20 protein-coding genes, 1 pseudogene and 1 riboswitch are annotated in these 24651 nt (G+C 26.1%); of the genes and pseudogenes, 4 read left to right on the plus strand and 17 right to left on the minus strand.

All coding sequences use genetic code 4. The features are described 5' to 3' along the window. The gene (gene holA / locus AACL01_RS01785; protein WP_339022312.1) at nucleotides 1-936 is read right to left on the minus strand and encodes a DNA polymerase III subunit delta; all 936 of its coding nucleotides are present in this window, start codon (nucleotides 934-936) and stop codon (nucleotides 1-3) included. Nucleotides 937-1048: 112 nt separating this feature from the next. On the opposite strand from holA, the gene rpsT reads away from it, so the two are divergent. Continuing rightward, on the plus strand, nucleotides 1049-1291 hold the full coding sequence (gene rpsT / locus AACL01_RS01790) for a 30S ribosomal protein S20 (RefSeq protein WP_339022313.1): 243 nt from the start codon (nucleotides 1049-1051) through the stop codon (nucleotides 1289-1291). Between the two features lie 10 nt (nucleotides 1292-1301). On the opposite strand, the gene AACL01_RS01795 is transcribed toward rpsT, so the two are convergent. Genes AACL01_RS01795 through AACL01_RS01805 form a run of 3 tightly spaced genes read right to left on the minus strand, consistent with a single transcriptional unit; the run spans nucleotide 1302 to nucleotide 5763 of the window. Beyond that, the gene (locus AACL01_RS01795) at nucleotides 1302-2561 is read right to left on the minus strand and encodes a hypothetical protein (RefSeq protein ID WP_339022315.1); all 1260 of its coding nucleotides are present in this window, start codon (nucleotides 2559-2561) and stop codon (nucleotides 1302-1304) included. Continuing rightward, nucleotides 2515-3081, minus strand: a complete 567-nt coding sequence (locus AACL01_RS01800; RefSeq protein WP_339022316.1) for a hypothetical protein — start codon at nucleotides 3079-3081, stop codon at nucleotides 2515-2517. Before AACL01_RS01800 ends, AACL01_RS01795 begins: the two co-directional genes overlap by 47 nt. 39 nt (nucleotides 3082-3120) lie before the next feature. Continuing rightward, nucleotides 3121-5763 carry a valine--tRNA ligase gene (locus AACL01_RS01805; RefSeq protein ID WP_339022318.1) on the minus strand — a complete coding sequence of 881 codons (2643 nt, stop codon included), beginning with the start codon at nucleotides 5761-5763 and terminating at the stop codon, nucleotides 3121-3123. Nucleotides 5764-6043: 280 nt separating this feature from the next. Further along, nucleotides 6044-6138, plus strand: a riboswitch (purine riboswitch). A gap of 25 nt (nucleotides 6139-6163) precedes the next feature. Between AACL01_RS01805 and AACL01_RS01810 the strand changes: the two genes are divergently transcribed. Continuing rightward, nucleotides 6164-7648, plus strand: a complete 1485-nt coding sequence (locus AACL01_RS01810) for an NCS2 family permease (RefSeq protein ID WP_339022319.1) — start codon at nucleotides 6164-6166, stop codon at nucleotides 7646-7648. Nucleotides 7649-7717: 69 nt separating this feature from the next. On the opposite strand, the gene AACL01_RS01815 is transcribed toward AACL01_RS01810, so the two are convergent. Genes AACL01_RS01815 through AACL01_RS01835 form a run of 5 tightly spaced genes read right to left on the minus strand, consistent with a single transcriptional unit; the run spans nucleotide 7718 to nucleotide 12728 of the window. Next, complete coding sequence (locus AACL01_RS01815; RefSeq protein ID WP_339022320.1) at nucleotides 7718-8236, minus strand: hypothetical protein; 519 nt, start codon at nucleotides 8234-8236, stop codon at nucleotides 7718-7720. A 60-nt stretch (nucleotides 8237-8296) separates the two neighbouring features. Further along, nucleotides 8297-11026 carry a cation-translocating P-type ATPase gene (locus AACL01_RS01820; protein WP_339022321.1) on the minus strand — a complete coding sequence of 910 codons (2730 nt, stop codon included), beginning with the start codon at nucleotides 11024-11026 and terminating at the stop codon, nucleotides 8297-8299. A gap of 35 nt (nucleotides 11027-11061) precedes the next feature. After that, nucleotides 11062-11646 (minus strand): ribosome biogenesis GTP-binding protein YihA/YsxC, encoded by a 585-nt coding sequence (gene yihA / locus AACL01_RS01825; RefSeq protein WP_339022322.1) that lies wholly within the window; start codon nucleotides 11644-11646, stop codon nucleotides 11062-11064. Beyond that, nucleotides 11630-12175, minus strand: coding sequence for a hypothetical protein (locus tag AACL01_RS01830; protein ID WP_339022323.1), 546 nt, complete (start codon nucleotides 12173-12175; stop codon nucleotides 11630-11632). Before AACL01_RS01830 ends, yihA begins: the two co-directional genes overlap by 17 nt. Then, nucleotides 12168-12728: a hypothetical protein gene (locus AACL01_RS01835; protein WP_339022324.1), complete on the minus strand. Its 561-nt coding sequence runs from the start codon at nucleotides 12726-12728 to the stop codon at nucleotides 12168-12170. Before AACL01_RS01835 ends, AACL01_RS01830 begins: the two co-directional genes overlap by 8 nt. A gap of 56 nt (nucleotides 12729-12784) precedes the next feature. On the opposite strand from AACL01_RS01835, the gene AACL01_RS01840 reads away from it, so the two are divergent. After that, a complete protein-coding gene (locus tag AACL01_RS01840) occupies nucleotides 12785-13474 on the plus strand; it encodes a hypothetical protein (RefSeq protein ID WP_339022325.1) in 690 nt (229 codons plus the stop codon). A gap of 41 nt (nucleotides 13475-13515) precedes the next feature. After that, a complete protein-coding gene (locus tag AACL01_RS01845) occupies nucleotides 13516-14913 on the plus strand; it encodes a hypothetical protein (RefSeq protein ID WP_339022327.1) in 1398 nt (465 codons plus the stop codon). A 54-nt stretch (nucleotides 14914-14967) separates the two neighbouring features. On the opposite strand, the gene lpdA is transcribed toward AACL01_RS01845, so the two are convergent. The 8 genes and pseudogenes from lpdA to AACL01_RS01885 all read right to left on the minus strand — a co-directional run bounded on the left by lpdA (nucleotide 14968) and on the right by AACL01_RS01885 (nucleotide 24546). After that, the gene (lpdA, locus tag AACL01_RS01850) at nucleotides 14968-16800 is read right to left on the minus strand and encodes a dihydrolipoyl dehydrogenase (RefSeq protein ID WP_339022328.1); all 1833 of its coding nucleotides are present in this window, start codon (nucleotides 16798-16800) and stop codon (nucleotides 14968-14970) included. Nucleotides 16801-16809: 9 nt separating this feature from the next. Next, nucleotides 16810-17748 (minus strand): annotated as a pseudogene (locus tag AACL01_RS01855) (dihydrolipoamide acetyltransferase family protein); the annotation flags it as partial. Nucleotides 17749-17866: 118 nt separating this feature from the next. After that, nucleotides 17867-18856, minus strand: a complete 990-nt coding sequence (locus AACL01_RS01860) for an alpha-ketoacid dehydrogenase subunit beta (RefSeq protein WP_422397972.1) — start codon at nucleotides 18854-18856, stop codon at nucleotides 17867-17869. A gap of 14 nt (nucleotides 18857-18870) precedes the next feature. Next, complete coding sequence (locus AACL01_RS01865) at nucleotides 18871-19986, minus strand: thiamine pyrophosphate-dependent dehydrogenase E1 component subunit alpha (RefSeq protein ID WP_339022333.1); 1116 nt, start codon at nucleotides 19984-19986, stop codon at nucleotides 18871-18873. A 15-nt stretch (nucleotides 19987-20001) separates the two neighbouring features. Beyond that, on the minus strand, nucleotides 20002-20997 hold the full coding sequence (locus AACL01_RS01870) for a lipoate--protein ligase (protein ID WP_339022335.1): 996 nt from the start codon (nucleotides 20995-20997) through the stop codon (nucleotides 20002-20004). Nucleotide 20998: 1 nt separating this feature from the next. Beyond that, entirely contained in the window at nucleotides 20999-22357 is a 1359-nt protein-coding gene (locus tag AACL01_RS01875; protein ID WP_339022336.1) for an FAD-dependent oxidoreductase, read from the minus strand. A gap of 27 nt (nucleotides 22358-22384) precedes the next feature. After that, nucleotides 22385-23581, minus strand: a complete 1197-nt coding sequence (locus AACL01_RS01880; RefSeq protein WP_339022338.1) for an acetate kinase — start codon at nucleotides 23579-23581, stop codon at nucleotides 22385-22387. After that, a complete protein-coding gene (locus tag AACL01_RS01885; protein WP_339022340.1) occupies nucleotides 23581-24546 on the minus strand; it encodes a phosphotransacetylase in 966 nt (321 codons plus the stop codon). Before AACL01_RS01885 ends, AACL01_RS01880 begins: the two co-directional genes overlap by 1 nt. Nucleotides 24547-24651 lie beyond the last annotated feature (105 nt).

The raw sequence follows: 24651 nt of genomic DNA on the forward strand, positions 1-24651 counted from the left end.
CTAGCACTCCTTTAGCAATTTTATAATTTCATAGTTTTGAATTGAAATATTGTCATATTTTCCAGTAAGTATTCCCTTTTGAATCTCTGTTATCATTTTAATTTTATCATTTATATTTACCATTGATGTGTTATTGAAATTGTTTTTTAAAATTATTTTTAATCTATATGGATGAATATTTAATTTGCTTGCAATTTGAGATTCATTGAAATTTTCAGATTTAAGTAAGATAGCATTTCTTAAAATAATTAAATTGTCACAAATAAGTTTTAGCAAAGAAAACAAATCTTTATTTTTATTAATATAGTTTTCACAATTTTCAATTCATGCTTTGATATCGTTATTTAAAATAATTTGTGACATTTGGAAAATATCTTTAACTTCATTATTAATACAAATTAAATCAATGTTCTTTTGATTAAATTCAATTTCACCATCAATAAATTTTTTAATTTCATTTTTAATCACATTGAAATCATTTGAAAAATATTCTAAAAAATAATCAACGGCTTGTTCATTAAATTGTACATTGCTTCTTTTCAATTTGGAAATTATATTTTTTTTGATCTCAAATTGATTCATTTCTTTTAATTCAATTTTTTTAATTTTTACATTAAGACCTTCAATAATTTTTAAAATGCTTTTATTAAATTTATTAATTGTTGAAAATATTCAAATTATATTTTCAATTTTTAAAAATTTTTCAAATCTTTTTTTAACATAATCATTATTTTTTTCAATCAAATTTATATTATTTAGAACAATAATTTTTTTATTATTAAAAAAGCTATAGTTGCTAACAGATAATTCTAGTTCTGAAAAATTTAAGTTCTCACAATCAAAAAACAAAACTTCGTTTTCTCCACCAATTGTTGTGATTAATTTATTAATTTGTTTTTTGATAATTAAATTATCATATCCATTAACGAGAAACATGAGTACCTTCTTCTATTTAATTTTACATTTTTTTAAAACTAATATGTTTTTTTCTCATTTTTTAATATATACTTATTTTTGATTAATACTTATTATAAGGAGTTTATATTCAATGGCAAACATAAAATCACAAGAAAAAAGAATTTTAACTAATGAAAAATCTCGTCTTTCTAATAGAGCTTTTAAATCACAAGTTAAAACTGCAATTAAGAAAGCAATGATTGCTAAAGAAGCTAAAGTTAAAGAATCTGCTGAGTTAATTAATTTAGCTGTAAGTCTAATTGACAAATCTGTAACTAAAGGTGTATACAAAGCAAACAAAGCAGCTAGAGAAAAATCAAGATTAATGAAATAGAGTTTTATCTCTATTTTTTTAATGCTCAATAAATAGTAAAAAATAATAAATAGTAAATAATTACTATTGGTAAACTAATTCATTTAATAAAAATACAGATATCAATTATACACATCAAGTGTGTTATCGAATTTGTTAATAAAAGTACTGGTCGGGATATATCAATCGGCAAAATTAATTGAATCATTGATAATATTCAAACAAACAATGAATATTGGTTTAAAAACATATAGTAAAATCAATCAAAAATATGTCATTTATAATTTGAATAGATTTGAATTGGCGAAAATAATATTATTGATAACAAAATAATTCATAATCACTTAAAATGAATTTTATTTTTAGATGTAGTAAAAATAAAATATCCTAATATTGAATAAAAAAATGTATAAGTGATTAAAAAATATGGATAAAATAAATGGATTCCGAAATTGGACTTTAATATTTTTGTGTTTTTAAATTCAATTTTTTGCTTTATCATAAAATGAATTTTGTACATTAAATAAATAATTGTATTTTTATTAAAAAGTGAATAATAACAAATTAAAATTAAACACAATATTTGTATTCATTTTCTTTGCTTACTATTTAATTTTAAAAATTTGCAAATTTTTTGATAAACAAAATCAAGAATTAATAATTTAAATATATTTACTTTAAAAATGTAAGCAGATGATATTGAATTAAGATTATCTTTTATTAAAAAATAATTTTTATCATTAAAAAATGTAAATTTAATTAAATCGTTGTTATACATTTTTAAAACTTGTCAAAAAAAGTACTGAGTTCCGCGATAAAAAAAACTAATGTTATTTGGTGTAATACTGCCAATAACCCCTTCTTCTTTATAATAAAGATCAAATTCGGGAAGCATATTTTCTGGTTTGAAATTATAATCCCCTATTCAAATAAATTCTCCTAAACTTAAATTTTGATTTAAATCTGATTTATTAATTCTAACTACACAATTAATAAACTTTAATAAATAATAAGAACTTGTTTCTTTGTAAACTTGAAATAGATGTAATTTAATGTAATTGAGATAAACAAATAAATAAAATAAATTTAAAAGAATAATTAAACTAACAAATATAAAATAAAATATATTTTTAAAAGCAATAATTAAACAAAAAAATATGCTGATAGCGTAAAAAATATATTGTTGATTAAGCATTAATAGTTCACTAATTAAAAATAAGGTAATTAAAACAAGTTCGACATTTTTAACAAATAATAAATGGTAATGCTTCTTTATAAAATTCTTTTTCATAAACCGATTTAAAAAGTTTTTTTATTTTTATATATATTTCATTAATGTTAATGTCGTATCTAGCGTAATAAGTAACAATCTTTTCAGCTAAATCTGCACTTAAATTTTTAGACGTAAAATATTTTTTATTAAATTCAGAACTTGTTCGATAAATTTTAATTAGTGTATTTTCATCATTTGGCATCAAGAAAATAATGTGATCTTTTTTAATCTTTGTTAAAGATGTATAGTGAAAAAATTGATTTAAATATTTTATTGAGTCAACATCTTCAAACACATCATCATAGGTTTTATATTTAATTTTAAAATTAATTGTTTTTGGCAAAAGATTATTTATTGTTGTTGATAAATTGAATTTAATTTTAAATTTTAAATTATCATTAGGAATAATTTTTTTATCATCTGCTTTTTGTGAATTAGAATTATTCGAAGATGTTTTACTATCAAACCCAATAAATGTAGCTATGCCTAATGAAATTAAACAAACAATTATAAAAAAAATAAATTTTATAAACTTCACAATATTTACCTCATTAAATACATCGTGAATTTTAAAAATTTATTTTTTGATTTCTACAATTTTTTGTATAATTGTTATTTTCTTATTTTCATATTCTTTTTGTTTTTGTTGTTCTACAACAATTTTATCTTTAGCTGCTTTTGCTAAAAAGTTTTTGTTCGATAAGATGTTATTACTTCTTTTTAATTCAGATTCAACAAGCGCAAGTTCTGTAGATAACTTATTTAATAATTCTTCATAATTAATAAAATCAGATTCTTTAATATATAAAAATAATTTTGATAAAGTTAAAATATTGTAATTTGGTTTTTCTACTTTATCGATTTTTAATACTTTAATTTCTGAGTTTACCATTTTATTTAAATATTGATTTATAAAATCAATTTCAATATTATCTTCTACCACAAAAGTTAAGTGATTTTTATTGGCAATATTTTTTTCAGTTCTGAATTCTCTAATTTTTGAAATAAGTTCAATTATTAGTTCAATGCTGTTATTTTCATCTTTACTAATTTTAATTGCTAAATTATCATCTCAATCTTCAATTACAATTGATTCTTGTAAATTTAATTTTTGATAAATTTCTTCAGTTACAAATGGAATAAATGGATGCAACATAATTAAAATATCTTTGAGAACATATACTAGTGTTTTTAATGTTGTATTTTTAATTGCTGACTCATCATTTAAATTTGATTTAGCCAATTCAATAAATCAAGAACAATAATCATTTCACACAAAGTTAGTTAATAATTTTGAAGCAATTGAAAAATTATAAGTTTCAATACATTTTTTTACTTCTGCTTTAACAAGTTTTAATTTTTGAATAATTCATTTGTTAATAATATTTTTTTGATTTACTTCACTATTTAAATTTTTAATAAAATTTTCATTATTAAATTTGGTATTAAAATTACTTGCTTCTAAATTCATAATTACATATCGTGAAGCATTTCATAATTTATTAATAAAATTTCATCCAGCACGAATTTTTTCTTCAGAAAATTTAATATCCATTCCCGGAGTAGAGTTAGACACAAGCGCATATCTTAAACTGTCAACCCCATACTCTTTAATAACTTCTAAAGGATCAATTCCATTTCCTAATGATTTAGACATTTTACGTCCATTTTCATCTCTTACCAATCCATGAAGTAATAAATCTTGAAATGGTTTTTGACCAGTTAAGTTTAATGATTGGAAAATCATTCTTGAAGCTCAAAAGAAAATAATGTCATAACCAGTTACTAAAACAGAGTTGGGGAAAAATTTATTAAATAATTGATTTTGTTGTTTGATTGATTTATCAGGATTTCATTCCATACAAATTAGTGGTCATAAGGCTGAAGAAAATCATGTATCTAACACATCATTGTCTTGAACATAATCACTTTCGTTTTTAGGGGGATTAATCTCACAATAAATTTCTCCTGTTTGTTTATGATATCAAACTGGAATTTGATGACCTCAAACTAGTTGTCGAGAAATAGTTCAATCATAAACATTTTCCATTCATTTTAATAAATCATTGTTAAAACGTTTATCAAAAACATTTATTTTATCTTTAGATGCTTGTAATTTAACAACACTTGAACCAAGATCTTTCATTTTTACAAATCATTGTTTTGAAAGCATTGGTTCAACAATGGCATTAGATTTTTCACTATATCCTACACTACTAGTAATTTCTTCTTCTTTAATAAATGATTTAGTTAAGTTTTTAATAATTTGTTTTCTTGCCGCAAAACGATCAAGTCCTTGATATGTACCACAAATCTCATTCATTGAACCATCTAAATTCATACAATTAATCATTTCTAAATGGTGTTTTTTTCCTAATTCAAAATCGTTTTTATCATGAGCTGGTGTACATTTCATAACACCTGTTCCAAAATCAATATCTACATATTCATCACCAATAATTGGAAGTAAATTACCATTTACTGGATTTATTACTTTTTTACCAATGAAAGATTTAAATCTTTCATCCAAAGGATTAACAACAAGACAAACATCACCAAACATTGTTTCAGGACGAGTAGTAGCAACTTCTAAAAAGTTATTAGAATTTTCTAAAAAATATTTAAAATAATACATTTTAGTTGTGCTTTCTTTATAAATTACTTCAATATTTGAAATTGCTGTTTGAAATTGTGGGTCTCAATTAACAAGTGTGTAATCTTGATAAATTAACCCTTTTTTATACATTTCTACAAAAACTTTTCTTACAATTTTTTGATTTGCCTCTGAGAATGTGAATTGTTCTTTTGAACGATCAATAGCTAAACCAAAAGCATCTCATTGACTTTTAATATTTTTTTCATAGACAGCTTTTCATTTTCAAATTTCATCTAAGAATTCTTTACGAGTTAATTTATTTTTGTCAATATTTGCTTCACGCAAATATTTTTCAACAACTGCTTGTGTAGCAATTCCTGCATGATCCATTCCTGGAACTCATAATGTTTCAAAACCATTTAATTTTTTAAATCGAATTAATAAATCTTGAATAGCATTATCCAAAGAGTGACCTAAATGTAATTTACCTGTGACATTTGGTGGTGGCATAATAATTGAAAACGCTGGTTTTTTAGAATTTTCATTCACATTAAAATAACCTTTTTTAATTCAATAACTATTTTTGTCTTGTTCAACAATTAAATGATTGTATTTTGATTCCATATTTTCTCCTTTTAAATAAAAAAATTCCTTCATATTAAAATATGAAGGAACGAATAAGATATCCGCGGTACCATCCTTATTGACTAAAGCCCACTTAATTAAATATTTAGTTTTACTTTTGCAACCTTCAATAACAACGCATATTAGTTCACACCACCCACTAACTCTCTGAAAATTGTTGAAATTTACTCCTCAAAAACTATTTTTATTATACATTATTTGAAAAAAAGATATTTTTTTTAAAAAAAATATCACATGGTTGTATATTTTGGTACAATCTTTTTAATTAAATATGAAAATTTATATAAGTTGATATATTGGATCGACGTTTCTACCTTGCACCTATGCATGTCTATAAATTCTACTTGTATTGTTTTCTATTTAATATTTTAGGAGAAAAATGGAAAACACAGAATTTAAATATAGTAAGTTTAAAGCACTTACTAAAATCCAAAAGTTCTTTAAATTAGATACTTTTAACTCAACCATCAAAAAAGAAATTATTGGTGGTTTAACAACCTTTTTATCAATGGCTTACATTCTTAGTGTTGCTCCAAGCATGTTAAGTCAATCACCTTCAACATTTGGTGGTGCATCAATGAATCAACAAGGAATATTTTTATCAGTAGTGATTGCTTCATTTATTTGTACAATGATTATGGGATTATTTGCAAATATTCCAGCCGCCCTTTCCACAAGTATGGGGTTAATGCCAATTTTTATATTCACTCTTGCAACTAAAAGTTTTGAATATCAAGGTGTTTCATCAACTGTAGGATTTGAGGGAGCATTAATTGCATCAATGTTATCTTCAATTGCCTTCTTATTGTGCTCAATTACCCCAATTAGAGCATATGTAGTTTATGCTTTACCTAAATCATTAAAAATTGCAATTGGGGTTTCTATTGGTTTCTTTATTGCTTACATTGGTTTAGCAGATATGGACTTTGTAGAAAAAACTGGTGGTTTACCAATTGCTAAACTAAGTAATTTAAAAAATACTTTTCCAATGATAATTTTAGGGTTTATAACTTTAGCAATTATGTTGTTTTTATATTATAAAAAAATTCCAGGTGCAACAATTATTGCAATTATGATTGGATTTGTGGGAGCATTAATTATTGCTAATTTATTTACTTTAAAAGGATCACAAATTGATGCATTTAATAATACAAAATTTGAAAATATTAAAGATTCATTTAAACATTATTCAAATATGTTTTCTGGGTTTAAATATAATTTAAGTCAAACATATAAAGCTTTTGGACAAACTAAAATTTGAGCAAACCCAACAATTTATATTTGTGCCTTTATGATGATGTTTTTAAACTTCTTTGATGCTACAGGAACATTAACTGCCTTTAGTATGAACTTAGATAAAAAAACTGGTAAGCATCCCGAAATTTCTCATCGTGCATTAATTGTTGATTCAGCATCAACATTAATTGGAACAACTGCATTAGGAACATCTCCAATGGGAGTTTTCTCTGAATCATTTACTGGTTTAGAGCAAGGAGCAAGAACTGGTTTAGCTTCAGTTGTTACAGCATTGCTATTTTTAATCTCAATAATTTTTGCTCCAATTTTTACAGCCATACCACAATGTGTTACTAGTTCAGCATTAATCTTTGTTGGAATTATGATGATTGGTGGAATTAAAGATATTGAATGACAAAAAACTTCATTTATGGCAGCAAGTTTCTTTTCAATATTATTAATGATTACAACTTATTCAATCGTTAATGGAATAGCAGCCGCTGTAATAAGTTATACATTCTTAGCATGAGTAACTAAAAAAGAAGAAGAAAATGAAATGAACATATTCTTAATAATACTTTCGATAATTTTTATCATTTATTTTGTAGCTTATGCATTTATACAATAATTGTTATTAACTATTTTAAAAAGAGATCGGGAGATCTCTTTTTTGTTTATAAATTTAAATTAGATTTTATTAATTTTTTACATAAAATTCATTATTTATTTTTGTTCAAATAAAATTAAGTCTTTTAAAACTAAAGAAAAATATAATACCCAAAGCATAACAAACTACCATTTGAATTAAGTCTGTAATTAATTCATACTTGGCCATTTCTTCACCAAATAAAATATAACTATAAAAAACATATATCAATAAACAAATTGTAGCTAGAAACATTGAAATATAAACAGTGATTTTTTTTGATAAATAATAGACGAAAACAAACATCAATATTCTTACAAATATTGAAATAGGAATATATGCAAATCCTCCGCTTGCTAAATCAGTAATGGTTACATAAACAATTCCACAAATAATCATCATTGGACCTTTAATATAAACAATTAAAGCTATATAAAGGCCATCTGCGGGTTGAAAAATTGCATTTCCCCCAAACTTAGCTAGTAATGAAAAAATTAAACTAATTGTGGTTAAAATTGCACTTATTAATGCAGTTGTGGTTAAGTAACGCGTAGATTTTAGGGCTTTCATATATCAACCCCCCTTATATTATTTAATTATAAATATAAAAAAAATAAACACTTGTTTATTTTAATCTTCTAATTCAATAATTTGTTTTGATAATAAACGGTTACGAGTTCATGGATCTTGAAAAAATTTAGCAATAATATAATTAATAAAATCAACTACCACAATTAAGATTCCTGGCATTAATGAACCAATTAGCATAAATGCAATTATCCCAATGTGTTCAACATTATATGAACTAGTTGGCAAGATGTTAAATATATCAGTGTTTATTTTTGGAATAAATAAGATTAAAGTATTTAACATAAAAGCAAATATTGATGAAAATAATAGCGATTTATTTAGTTTATAACCAAATTTAACTGCCCCATCTCAACTAGTAATTCTCATTGTATTTACAAAAAAGATTGGCGAAGTTGTCATTACAAAGAATGTTGCAGTTTTTGCAAACTCATTGTTATAAATTGTTCTTGTAATAAAAAATATTGCTAATGAAAATCCTGCTGATATTAAAACTATTTTTAAAAATAAAATTCACGTACCGTTTAATAATGAATTTTTTTTCTTTGATTTATTATTTTTAACAAAAGCTTTTTCAGTTTCTCCCATTCCAATTGTTGTAGCTAATAGCGATTCAATAATTAGGTTTATTCAAAGAATTTGAACGGCATTTAAAAATGATTCACCAGTTGTAATGATTATTGCCCCTAAAACAATAATGTTCGCAATATTTACTCCCATTACAAAGGCAATAGTTTTTTGAATTCTTTGAAATACACCACGCCCCTCTTTAATACCATTAACAATTGTAAATAAGTTATCATCAGTTAAAATTGCATCAGCTGAATCTTTGGCAACATCAGTTCCCGTAATTCCCATGGCAACTCCCACATCAGCAATTGCTAATGATGAAGCATCATTAACACCATCACCTGTCATCGAAACTACTTCACCTTTTTCTTGAAATAGTTTAATGATTTTAACTTTATGTTCGGGATTAACACGAGCAAAAACTCTAATATGATCTAAAAGCGACAACAATTCTGTTTTAGAATATGTATCAAGTTGTTCAGCACTCATAACTTGTCTTTCTTCTGAAGCTAATCCTAAATCACGTGCAATTGATAAAGCAGTACTTGGGTGATCTCCAGTAATCATTACAACTTTAATATTTTCACGATTAGTAATTTTAATTGTTTCCACAGCCATTGGTCTTACTGGATCTTTCATTCCCACAGCAGACACAAATATTAAATCCTTTTCTTCTTCATTATTCGCTTCTTTATAAGCAAACGCCATAACTCTTAAAGATTCTTGTGACATACTAGCAGTGATTTGCATTATTTGATTAATATCTGCTTTTGTAATTTTTTTAATTTCATTATTAATAAAAATTCGATTACATCTTTGAAGAATTTGTTCAACTCCACCTTTTGAAAAAACAAAATTATGGTCATCAATTTTATTAATTGTTGTCATCATTTTTCTTGTAGAATCAAAAGATATTTCATTTAATCTTTTGTATTTTTTTCTAATTACTAGTTCATCAAAACCAATTTGTTGTGAAAAATCAATAAATGCTAATTCAGTTGGATCACCAATTCTTTCGCCATCTTGAATCATTGAATCATTACATAAAATCATACTTTGAATAAATTTATTGTTTTGTTCGTTATCTTCTCAACTATTTAATCAAACTCCTGATTCAACAATTTCATTATTAATAATAATTTTTTCAACTGTCATTTTATTTTGAGTTAAGGTTCCGGTTTTATCAGTACAAATAACGTTCACTGAACCCAATGACTCCACAACACTAATTTTTTTAACAATCATATTATTTTTAACCATTCTTTTAGTACTTACACTTAATGCAATAGAAATGGCGGCTGCTAAACATTCTGGAATTAATCCAATTGCTAATGTAATTGAAACCATTAAATTATCAAATCATGTATCTTTTCCAGAATTGACGATCTCTAATCCAACAAAGAAAATAATTCCCACCAAAACACTAATAATGGCAATTTTATAAGTAAATTTATCAATGCTTTTTTCTAACAATGTTTTTTTAGCAGGTGCTTCTACAATCATTTTAGAAATTTTACCAATTTCTGTTTCTTCACCAATTTTGATAACTATTCCAACTGCACGACCATTAGTAACAAATGTTGATGAAAAAGCAATATTTTTCATTTCTGCTAATATATTTGTTTCTTTTTGAATTGAATCGGCAGTTTTTCAAACTTGAGTTGATTCTCCAGTTAAATTAGATTCATCAATTGTTAAGTTTGATGCATCTAACAATCTTAAATCAGCTGGTACATAACGCCCCGCTTCTAAAAGAACAATATCTCCAAGAGTTAATTCAGCTGCAGTTATTTCAACCGGCATTGAATTTCTAATAACTACACATTTAGGTTTAGTTAATTTTTTTAGTGAGGTTACAGATTTTTGAGTTTTAATTTCTTGCACCAATTCTAAAATACTATCAATAATAACAATCAAAAGAATAACAACACAATCAATGTATGCTGTAAATTTATAATTTTTTGTGATTAAGGGTTCAACAAAAGAAATAAGCGCTGCAAATAATAAAATTAATTGAATTGGTTCCATTAAAGTTTTAATAAACAAACTAAAAATTGATTCTTTTTTTGATTCTTGAATCTCATTTTTGCCAAATTTATTATAGTTTTCCTCTACTTGTTGAGAAGATAAACCCGCTTCTAATGTTACATTATACTTATCTAAAATATCTTTTTTGTCTATATTCGACGGATATAAATCCATTATTTAAAACCTCTATTTATCTTTGATTATATATTTTATTTACTAAAAAATTCTAAAAATTTATTATGAACTAAATCAAGATTTGTTTTTTCTTGCGATGATGTCATTAAAATTTCATTATCAGTAATGTTTAAAATTTTTTTAATCATATTTTTATTTTTTAAAATATCATTTTTCTTTAACTTATCTAATTTTGTTCCGATGATTAATACAGGAATATTCATTTTTCTTAAAAAATTATTCATTGAAATATCATCTTTTGTTGGTTCGTGACGTAAATCAATTAATTGACAAACAAATTTCAGATTTTCACGACTCATCAAATAGTCTTGGATCATCACCGAAATTTGATCTTGTTGTGTCATTGAAAGACGTGAGTATCCATAACCAGGGCAATCAACAATTCTAAACTCTGAATTATTAATATCAAAAAAATTTAATAATTGTGTTTTACCTGGAGTTTGCGAAGTTTTCGCCATTTTTTTATTATTGGTTAATGTATTAATGAAACTCGATTTTCCAACATTTGACCTTCCCAAAAAACACACTTCAGGAATATCATCAATAATTCAATGCTCTTGAGTTGGTGCTGACTTTATAAATTTAGCTTGCTTGATCATATTTATCTCCCACTTGACTAATTAACATTTCTTTAATTTTTCAAAAATATTTAATTTTTAAATACTCATAATCTTCATTTGTATTTACTAAAATATAAATTTTTTTACGTTTTAAATCATTTCCACATTTTTTTATCGTTGAAATTTTAAAAGTATTTTTAAATAAAATAATATTATCATCATAAATAACAACAAAGACACTTTTAAGAATTTTTTCTAAATAAAATAAAAAGAATACCACCAATAAAAGTGCAACTAAAGTAACTGATGAATTTATTAAAAAAACGTCTTTTGTTTTATTTTCTAAGCAATAAATTAATGTTGATAAAGATAATAAAGAAATTAAAATTATCAATGCATAAATTAAATATGCAAAATTTAAAATTTTATTATTAACAACTTTTGAATCTGAATTAATTTTTTTAACTTTATTAAATTCTTTTAAAAAGAAAAATAATTCAATAAATATATAAACAGTCAAAATAATCAAAACAATAAAAATTGATATTTGTGAAATTCAATTATTCATAATTTTTTACCACCTTTTCTAGTAATTGAAATATTTGCGGATTGCCAATTTCAAAACTAATGTATTTATTTTCTGCGGTTTTAATCACTATTTTTCAATTAACTATTTTGTTCTTTATATCAACATAAGGTTTACATAAAAAATCTTTATCAATTTTAACAACAATATATTTTTTATCTAATAAAAATACAAATCTTTTATTAGTAAGATAAATGCTTGTTAATATGTTCCTTCCTTTAACATTTTTAGATCATAGTGGTGGAACAAAATATTTATCATTTATATTAATTAATTGATAATCTTTTTTTGTTGTTTGATAATTTGCATTAACTGCGTCTTTTTGAAAGAAACAAATTTCATCAACTGCTGTTTCAAAATTTAATTTAATTTTAAAGTCATCTAGTTTTAAATTATTATCTAAGTAAAAAGTTTTTTCTTGTTGCCTTTTAAATTTAATCTTTTTATTTTCCGAAATAGCAAATAAAGCGAAAAAAAATAATAATAAAAGTCAAATTATAGCGACTACTATAACAAAAATGTTTGTTGAATTCATATTATTCCTTACTAATTAGCAACTTAATTATATTATAATTTATTTACAGGTGTTATATGGTTAATCAATTAAGAAAAAATATATTAGAAGCAAAAGATATTAAATATTTAGGGCGTGTTATACCCTTTTGAAAAAAATCACTTAATAAATCTGCAAAGAAATTAAATAAATGAAATGCAAGATTTAATAATTCTGGCGATATTAATATGTTAATCACTGTTAAGGGAACAGAAGATTTAGAAAAATATTTAACTAAATTAAATAACTACATTAACTTTTTTAATCAAAAATATAAAAAAATAAAAACTGATAAAAAAGTTTTAAGTAAATTTAAAAAATACATTGGTTATTATATGCAAAACATTGCAATTGCATCAAGTTTAAATCATATTGCAAAATTTTTAAAAGATATTGAGTTTAATAATTTAACTAATCAAGAAAAAGCTAATTATTTTAATAAATATGTTTGAAGTTTTTTTAATCAATATATTGTTGAAGTTAAACGAATTATCGGTGATGATTATTTTATAAATACTGTAATTTCAAACATTGATAAAAAAAATGAAAATGAATTAATTAACTTTAGAAGACCGGTTAATTTAATTATTAATTATGTAAGAAAATTGAATCTTAATAAAAAGATTAGCGATGTTGCTTATTTAGATTTTGTTGCTAACACTGTAGAGTTTGTACACTTTTTTTACGCATATTTAACAAATATTGAAAAATTTATGAAAATTATTTAATATCAATATTTTATTAATATATTATTACTAAAGGAGGAAATATGAAAAATTTAACATTAAAAATAGTTTTTATTGCTTTTGTTACTTATGCGTATTGTTGATATAACGTCTGAGTTAATTCAACCAAACCATATTATGTTACTAAAGAATTATTTGATCCTTTTAAACTAATTTTATTAGGGATATTATTTACAATAATTTTTAATACAGTTATGGGTTTAGTAACAGGACCATTAAAAAATTTAAAAGCTTATCGAGCATCTAGAAAAAATTATGTGTTATTTGGTTTCAAAGGAACTATTGATACATTAAAAAATGCTCAGATTGCAATTGAAGCTAATGACAGCGAAGCTGTTAAAGGTATGTTGGGTGCACTTACTGGACTAACATATAAACCTGCTTATTTAGATCTTTTAATAACTGACTTATCAAACGCAGTTCTTAATAAAAGAGATGTAAATGTTTATAAAGATGAAATTACATTTGTTCTTTCTTGTATTGAAGATTCATTTGTAAAAGAAGAAAAATGACAAGCAGGTCAAACTGTTGAAAGATTCTTTGAATTAAGAAGAGTTAATGAATACAACTCATATAATAGTTGAGATGCGGTTAACTATAGATTAAAATCTAGTGAAAGATTAGAAGATAAAACTAAAATTGAGTGACAAATACTTGATATCTTATTAATTAGATTCTGAGGATTATTTGGAGCAGCACTAATTGTTAACATAATGGTGTGAGGCTTAATTTGCATGAATATTGATAGCAAATGATTATTTGGAGAAGAAATTATAGACACTGTTAATAAAACAAATAGTCGCTTTGAAAATGGTCATTTATCAATAATTATCGTGGCTTTAATTTTAACAACATTTTTATCAACTGTTTTACTATTTTTCCAACAAGTTGCAATAATTGCAAAAAGTGAAAACATTAAAATCAGCAGTCTTAAATTAATTTTTGCTTTAATTTGTTTAACACTAATATTTTTAAATGTAATCGCTTATATTCTTGCAGCAAAAAACAAATGCTCATTAATTGAAGCTAATGCTGGAACAGCGTTCATCCCTGATGGAACTGGAATAAAATATGATTCTACAAAATATGTTGCTCCAGGAATGGATGTTTCTAAATTTTACCAATTAGTATTCCAATTTTTATTTACAGCTTTATCAACAACATTATTAATGTATGCATTTGCATCATTTGTTAATGCTAAAGCTCAAGGAAATGTAAAAAATGTATTGATTGATAGTATTGTTATTCCATTAATAATATATGTATTATGTAGTGGAACAACTACAATTGCATTGTTACCAGATGGAAAAATTAAAATGGATATTGTTACAAAAATTTCAGGATTTAGTGGAGTTCTTTCATTTGCTTATTGAATTGTAATTTCTATAATTTCATTCTTAAGACCAAAAAGAAATTTTTAATTAAACTTTAAAATTAACATAATAAAAAAAGTAGAGTTTTATCTACTTTTTTTATTATCAATTAATCGGTTTTCCACTTTCTAATGCTTCTGCTGCTTCACCGATTGCCTCACTCAATGTTGGGTGTGGGTGAATTGCACGAGCAATTTCAGTAATAGTCCCTTCTGATTCGATTACACTAGTAATTTCAGAAATCATATCGGTGGCAGTGTTAGCAATAATGTGTGCACCTAAAATTTGTTTATATTTTGGTTCACAAATTAATTTAACAAATCCGACAGTATTACCATCAGCCAATGCTTTACCAATAGCTGCAAAAGGAAATTTGTATGCTTGATATTCAATATTATCATGTTTTAATTGCTCTTCAGTATAACCTATTACAGCTACTTCGGGATGAGTGTAAATACAACTTGGAATACGATCATAACGCATTTTTAAATCATGAGCATCTTTTATGTTATGCAAACTTGCAATATGATTTGCAGCAATAATACCTTGATGTGAAGCCACATGCGCAAGCATAATTCTACCTGTTACATCACCAATAGCATAAACATTGTTTAAGTTAGTACGACAATATTCATCAACTAAAATATGTCCTTTTTCATTTTTATTAATACCAATATTATCAAATCCTGTAGTTACTACTTGACGGCCCACAGATTGTAAAACATAATCTGCTTTAATAGTATGAGTTTTTCCGCCAACTTCATAAACTACTTCATGATTTTTTTTAAATTCTTTTGTATTAACATTAGTAATAATTTCTAAATTACCATGTTTTAATAGTTCTTTTGTCATTTCATTTGAAACATCACTATCTAGCATTTCTAAAATAGTTGGCATAAATTGTAAAATAGTAACTTTAGTTCCCAGTTGTTTAAACATTGAGGCAAACTCTACACCAATAACTCCCCCACCAATAACAACTAGTGATTTAGGAATTGTTTTTAAATTTAAAGCAGCTGTTGAATCAATTAGTCAACCATCTTTTACCGCAGCCTCAGCTCCGGGAAGCTTCAATCCATTTGGAATACTTCCGGTGGCAATAATCATATTTTCACAAGTATATTTTTTATTATCTACTGAAATAGTATATTGATCTAAAGCTGTTGCTTCTCCACTAATCATTGTTACTTTATTTTTTTTCAATAGTGATTTAACTCCGCTAGTTAATTTATCAACAACATTATTTTTACGAGCTTGAATTTTATTTCAATCTAATTTGATATTAGTTTTGGCAATTTTAATTCCAAACTCTGCTGCTTCATTAATAATTTGTTCATAAACATATGATGATTTTAATAGTGTTTTAGTAGGAATACATCCAATGTTTAAACAAACACCACCATATTTATTTTTTTCAACGATCATTGTTTTTAATCCTAATTGAGCACACTTAATAGCTGATACATATCCACCAACTCCTCCACCAACTATAATTACATCATAGTGATTTGGACCACTTAATTGTGGTTTACTTATAACTGGCTCAGGATTTGAAACAATGTCTTGTTGATTATTTTGTGGTTGTGATGTTTTACGTCCGCGAGTTAATAAAGAATTAGAAACTGGAGTTGAACCAACAACAGAAGCGTTTTCTTCTTCAACTTCTGGTGTTGCAGGTGTTGCGACAACATTTTCATTTTTACCATCATTAATTTCAACAACTACATCACCAACCTTAATTTCTTGACCTTTTTGAATTAAGATTTTGGCAATAACTCCATTAATTGGTGATGGTATATCTGATGTTACTTTATCAGTTTCTACATTAAATAAGGCATCACCCATTTTTACTGTTTGTCCTGGTTTTATCATTACTTCAGTTACAGTACCTTCTGTTAATCCTTCACCAATATCGGCAAATTTTACTTTATACATACATACTCCTTATTCTATTAACAACAATGCAGGATTTGTTAAATAGTTAGTTACTAAAATTAAAAATCTTCCTGCATCTGCCCCATCAATTACTTTATGGTCACAAGAAATAGATAGCGGCATAAAGTCTCTAACCATTATTTCTCCATTTATAACAGCTGGTGTTTTAGTAATTGTTCCGACCCCCAGAATCGCAGATTCTGGATAATTAACAATTGGAGTGGCATAATCAAGCCCTACTGATCCAAAGTTAGATATTGTAAATGTTCCGCCAGTCATTTCGTTTAATGTTAATTTTTTTGTACGTGCTTTAGTAGCAAGTTTAGTAATTTTGGCGGCAATTTGTAAGATTGACATTTGATCAGCACACTTAATCACAGGTACCATCAACCCTTCTGGAGTATCGCAAGCTACTCCAATATTAATTTGATTAGCCATTTGAATTGCATGATTCTTTTCATCATTTCTAATATTTAAATTCGGCATTTGTTTTAATGACAAGGCAACCGCTTTTACAATAAAAGCTAAATATGTTAACTTAACATTTTTAGTAAGTGCGTGTGTTTTTACATTGTTGCGTAATTTCACTAATTCACTAACATCAATACTTTTTAGCCCAGTAAACAATGCGGTTTGACTATTAGCAATTCCCATTGCTTTAACTGTTGCCTTGCGAATAGGATTCATAGGTATACTCTCCCATTGCAAAGTTTCACTAAATGTTGGCATTGTTAAATTAGGTTTTGCTAGTGATTCACTAACATTTGATAATTTATCTACTTTTAATTCATCATTAACTATAGGTTTTGCAGCAACTTGTGGTTTAAAATTTTGAATATCTGCAACTAAAATTCGGTTATTTGGACCACTAGGAATAACCTGATTAAGATCAATTCCCAAGTCTGCAGCGACCTTACGAGCTAATGGACTTGCTTTAATTGCAACTTTCATTCTCATGTTCCCCCATTTTATTTTCTTTATTTATGTTATTAAAATTTAATTTAATAATTTTTAAGTTTATTATTTTTATAGTTAAAATTAATTCTTTTATATACATCCTTACTCCTTAAAATTTAAAATTAATTACTTCATTAATTTTTTCTTCAATTCGAGTAGGAATTGGTTGATGATATGTTTCTCCTGAATCAAAAGGAATAACAATATCGTATCCTGTACATCTTGAAAGCGGTGCTTTTAGATATTCAAAACAATTTTCGTTTACACTAGCAATTATTTCTGCTGAAACTGAAAATGATTTAACAGCTTCGTGAACAACCAATAATCTTCCTGTTTTTTTTACTGAATTAAATACCATTTCACGATCTCACGGTTTAATTGAACGTAAGTCAATTAACTCAATTGTTTTTCCAGGATTTTTAGTTTCGAATGCTTCAATTGCTTTTTGACAATCTACAGTTTGTGCTCCATAAGTTACCACAGTAAGATCGTTTCCTTCCTGAATAATAGTTCCCTTACCAATTGGTACAGTATAAAAATCTTCAGGAATTTCTTCTTTAAAAGCACGATATAGTTTAGTTGGTTCTAAAACAATGACTGGATCATTTGATTCAATTGCTGCCAACAATAGTCCTTTTGTATCATATGGAGTTGATGGGCAAACTACTTTAATTCCTGGTACATGTGCATAAATAACTTCCATAGCTTCAGAATGTAATTCAAGGGCACGAATTCCCCCGCCCATTGGCATTCTAATTACTAATGGTGTTGGATATTTACCACGTGTACGGTTACGCATTCTTCCTAAATGACCAATAATGTTTTGAAGTGAGGCTCAACCCAAACCTTCAAATTGAATTTCAACTACTGGTTTCATTTTGTTTAATGCCATTCCAATTCCAACACCAACAAAAACTGCTTCAGAAATTGGTGCATCAAAACAACGTGATTCACCATGAGTTTTTTGCAAGCCTTCGGTAGCACGGAAAACTCCACCTTCAAATCCAACATCTTCTCCAAAAACTACAACTTCTTTTCACTTGTTCATTGCTAAATCAAGTGTGTGAGAAATTGCTTTAATATTGTTCAAAGTTATCATTTTTTCTGCCATGATTAATGTCCCCCTTTAACTCTAGGGTGAGTTTTAAAAAATGCTTGTGCTTCATGCAGTTGTTCTTCAAGTTCTGGTGTTTTTTTCTCATATATAAAATCAAATACATTTTCTAATGGATAATCTTTTTCAGCTTCAGCTAATTCAAATTGTTTATGAATAAATTCATCTTGTTCTTTATCTAAAGCTTGTTGTTGATTATCATCTCAATATTTTAATGATTCTAAATATTTTTTAAAACGAATTAATGGATCATTTTTTTGTGCTTCAGCAAATTCTGGTTTAGGACGATAAACATCAGGGTTGTCTGATGAAGAATGCGCCCCTAAACGATAAGTATCAAATTCTATTAACACTGGACCGTTGCCATTTCTAACATATTCAATACATTCTTTACTTACTGCATAACATGCTAAAAAATCATTACCATCAACTTTAATTGATGGAGTTCCAGTAGCAATTCCTTTAACTGCAACATTTAAAGCTTTAGTTGATTTTGCATATGGCGTAGAGATTGCTCACTTATTATTTTCACAAACAAACACAACGGGAAGTTCATGTAGTTTAGCAAAATTCATTGCTTCATAAGTTTCACCCTCACTCATTCCGCCATCGCCTGTGGTTGTTAAAGTTACTGCTTTTGATTTACGATATTTTTCTGCAAATGCAATTCCAGTAGCTTGTGAAAATTGAGAACCAATAATAATGTTTGGTGGTAAAGAATTAACACCCTTAGGTGATTGACCACCAATTTCATTACCCATTCAATACAACATAATGTTTTTCATTGGCATTCCCACTGTTAGCCAAGCAGCATTATTACGATAACCACAAGCAAATCAATCTTGACCTTGCACTAAGTTAATTGCATAACCGACTTCAGCAGCTTCTTGACCAGTTGATGATAGAAATGATAATAATCTTCCTTGACGTTGGACTTTGTTTTGAAAATCATCTTGACGTCTTGATAAATTCATAAGTTTATATGCTTTTAATAATTCCGTCTTACTAATTTTTGGTAAAATTGCTGCATCACAAATAATTTTTCCATTGCGATCTAGCATTTTTACTTCTTCATTTTTTAACGGATCATATTTAAATAAATATTTTGTTTCCATTTTGATAACCTTTCCTTACATAATTAATAAGTTCAATAATTCTTCATTGGTAATATCAGCACCAAATATTTTTTGAATATCAATAGTTTTTAAAACATCTAAAATTGATTGATGATCATATTTCACATTAGTTAATTTTTGTTCAATTTCATTAGTTCCAATAAATCCTAAAAAGTCACCAAATAATTTAATCTCTTTAATTGCTCCTGACTCAATATTTAATTCAACTTCAAACAACCCTTTACCAGGATAATAAATTTTATTTTTATAGTTAAAGTCATTATGTTTATTGAATGTTCAATCATGACTACAATATTTCTCTACAAATAATTTGTTAATTTCTAGTTTATCTTCATCAGTTAAAGTAATTTCTTTTACATTTTGTTTTTGTGAAAACACATTAATTAATTTTTTAATGAAATCAGCAATTTCAATTGGTTTTTCAGCTTCATTATTAATGTTTGTAACTCGACTACTAATTGATTTAATGTTTTTAGAAATAATTTTTTGACGATCAACTGTTAAATATTTTGATAACAATTCTAAGTTAGAATTAAACAATAAGGTACCATGTTGTAAAAAACGATTTTGATGTTTTAACATTGCATTACCAGAAATTTTTTTGCCATTAATAGCAATGTCATTTCTTCCCAAAAAACATGGGTTTAAATTATATAACTTTAAGGCATCTAATATTGGAGTCATTGTTTCTTGAAACATTGATATTCCAGTATTTTGTTTATCATCATAAATAATACTAAAATTTAAATTACCCAAATCATGAAAAACTGCGCCTCCGCCAGTATTTCTTCGAATAATAGTAACATCATCTGCTAATGCAAGTTTGATATTTACTTCACTAGTAACATTTTGATTACGACCAATCACAATAGTATTGTGATTTTGTCACAAAAATAGAATTGGCTCTTGATATTTAGAACTTCTTACAAAAAAGTCTTCAATTGCTAAATTATACCTAGGGTCTGTTGTATCAGTTTTAAAAATTAACATATTATTCTTTGAAGAAATTCAATCCTAAAACTTCAAGTGAGGCTAATGTGATAAAGTTATATGGTTTATTAAAGTGTGGTAAGAAGAAAATATCAACTAATGGTAATTCATCAATAGTTAATCCTTTTTGAATTGCTAACGCAAACATATACATAACTTCAGTGTGATTATTTGTTGAAGCAACTTGTGCTCCAATAATTCTACGAGATTTTTTTTCTCAAATAAGTTTAATTTTTACTTTTTTAAAAGTTGGCATAAATTCTGGACGATCATTATCTTCAAAGACTTTTTCTTCTGCATCTATTCCCATTTTTTTGGCAGCAGTCATTGAAATTCCAGTAGCTCCCATTTTTCAATTAAAGACTTCAATTCCATTTGCCCCAGTAAATCCAGGTGATTTTAAAGCATTGTTTTTTACAATATTTATTGCTGCTAAAATTCCTGTACGTACAGCAGTTGTTGCTAAAGCAACTTGAATACGTTTATTTAATGCAATATTTAAAACAGTTGCACAGTCACCAATTGCATAAATATTTTTATCAGATGATTGCATATAATCATTAGTAATGACTGCTCCACGTTCATCAAGATCAATTATTCCTTTTAGCAATTCAGTTTTTGGTTTAACACCAACTGAGAATACAACATAATCTGTATCAATTTCACCATTATCTAAAATAACTTTGTTAACTTTACCATTAACTCCGCCAAATTTTACAACTTTAGATTTTAAAAATAAATTAACATTGTTTTGTTGCATTTCTTTTTCAATAATTTCTGTCATTTCTCCATCATAATACATTGGCATAATACGGTCACATATATCAACCAAAGAAACATTTTTCCCTGATTTAACAAAGGCATCAACTAGTTCTACCCCAATATAACCTGCACCAACAATAGTTATATTTTTAATATTTTTATCATTATTAGCTGCTTTAATTTTTTGAGCATGATAATAGTTTTTACAAATTTGTACATTTTCTAAATCAATACCTTCAATTGGTGGGGTTACTGGTCAAGTTCCAGTTGAAATAATTAATTTATCATAATGGTCTTCAACAATTTCTTTTGTTAAAAGATTTTCAAATTTAACAGTTTTTTTAACTTTGTCAATTCCAACTCATTTGTGATTCATATTAACATTAATTTTTTCTTTTTTTAATAATTCTGGACTAGCGTAAAACAATCCTTGTGGATCTTTAATTTGTCCTCCAACTCATAAGGCGATTCCACATCCTAAAAAAGAAATGACATCACTTTGATCATAAGTAGTAACTTCCATTTCAGGAGCCAATCTTCTTAATGTTCTTACCGCTGTTGTTCCAGCGTGATTTGTTCCAATTACTATAGTTTTCATTTTTTCCTCCGTTAGTTTAATTAATTATTATTTTGGTAAAAATTTTAAACATTGATTACAAATCATTAGTTCTTCATTAGTACTTACTTTAAATATTGAATATTTCGAAGTTGAAGAACTAATTTTTAAATAATCATTATGCGATTGTTCATTGTTTTTATTATCAATTTTTAAATTTAAGATTGGTAATTTTTCACAAACTTTTATTCTTGTTAAAGGATCATTCTCCCCAATTCCAGCGGTAAAGATAATTGCATCAAAACTGCCTTCTAGTTGGTTAGCATATTTAATAATATAATCAGCAATTTGTTGATAATAACATTCAAGTGCTAATTGTGCCTTAGTATTTTTATTATTAGCGGCACTAATAACATCACGCATATCACTAGAAACTTCAGACATACCTAGTAAGCCTGATTCTTGATTTAAAATTTTAGTTAATGAAAACACATCTTGGTTTAATTGTTTTGCCATATACTCAATAATTGAAGGGTCAATATCTCCACATCTAGTTCCCATAATTAGTCCAGCTAATGGTGTTAATCCCATACTTGTATTAAAGGATTTACCAGACTTAACTGCACAAATACTTGCTCCATTTCCTAAATGACAAATAATTAAATTTAAATTTTTTAAATCTTTATTTAATATTTTTGCCATTCTTTGAGAAATAAATTCATAACTAATTCCATGAAATCCATATTTTCTTACACGATATTTTTCATATCATAAATATGGAGTTGCATATAAGAAGTTATTAATAGGAATTGATTGATGAAATGCTGTGTCAAAACAAGCAACTAATTTTGCATTACTTAATACCTTTTCAAATGCCTCAATCGCCATTAAAGCTCCGGGGTTATGAAGTGGTGCTAATTTAACATTATCAGCTATAATTGCTTTTATCTCTTCATTGATTTCACATGGTTGAGAAATATTAACTCCTCCATGAACAATTCGAAAACCAATTGCTTTTATTTCATTTTCATTTTTAATAACTTTTAAAATTTTAAATTGCTTTAAGATAGCTTCTACAGCGTTTTTGTGATTAGAGAGAGTTTGATTTGTTTCAGTTTTTTGTTGATTAAAATTAATTTTAATTTTTCCATCAATACCAATACGTTCAGCTATTCCCTCTAGTTTTGCACTTGGATTGTTTATATCGTGAATGTCAAATAGTTTAAATTTAATTGAACTACTACCTGCATTAACAATTAAAATCATTATTTTTCCTTTAATGATTGATAAATTGTAACAACTGCTGTTTCATAAATATCTATAATTGATGCTCCACGTGAAAGATCGTTAACTGGTTTATTTAAACCCAAAATAAATGGTCCCGCAGCACTAAAACCACCTAATTGCTGAGCAATTTTGTAGCCTATGTTACCTGAATTTAAGTCTGGAAAAATAAATACGTCCGGTTGTAATTTTTTTAATCGGCAATTAGGATATTTTTTCATTCTAATCTCTTTATTAAAAGCTGCATCAAATTGAAGTTCACCTTCAATTAAAAATTGTTTTTGATTAGTTAATGATGAAGCTGCTTGTTGAATTTTTTCCGCCTGTTCACCGATTCCGCTTCCATTTGTTGAATAACTTAAAAGTGCACACTCTACATCACTAACATTAAGATTTTTAGCAAATTGGCAAGCCATTGTTGCTATGTCTGCAAGTTGTTCACTTGAAGGATTGACATTTAATGCACAATCACTAAAAATAAAGTTTTGTTTTTGGTTACGCATAATTAATGCTGAACTCGCAATTTTAAACTCTGGTTTGGTTTTAATGATTTGTAATGCTGGACGCAAGGTGTCTGCAGTAGTAAATGTTAGCCCACAAACTAAACAATCTCCAATCCCTTGTTGGAGTAACATTGTTCCTAAATAATTAGCTTGTTCCATTAATTTTGTAGCTTGTTCTAAGTTTGTTTTGTTTTTTCTTATATTTAAAAACTCTTGAATTATATTTTTTTTATCATAATTGTTAATGTTAATAACTTTAATTAATTTATTAGATGGTGTGTATTCCATAACGCCATCTGTTAGAAGAATAATGTTTGCCAAATTTTTCTTAGCAAGCATTTCACTAACCTCAATAATTTTCCTTTCTCTGCCTTCAGAAAAAATTATTGTTTGTTTTTTTTCATTTAAAAGAATTTGTTCTTCTAAATCTTTTAAGTTGTACATTTTCCTTTCTTTTCCTTTCCCTATATCTATTTTAGTACTAATTAAAATAATTTTTATCTATTTAAAATAAATTATTAAAAATAAAAAGTTTAGAAACCCTAAACT

Source organism: Spiroplasma endosymbiont of Crioceris asparagi (genome assembly GCF_964020035.1).
Taxonomy (GTDB): Bacteria; Bacillota_I; Bacilli_A; order Mycoplasmatales; family Mycoplasmataceae; genus TIUS-1.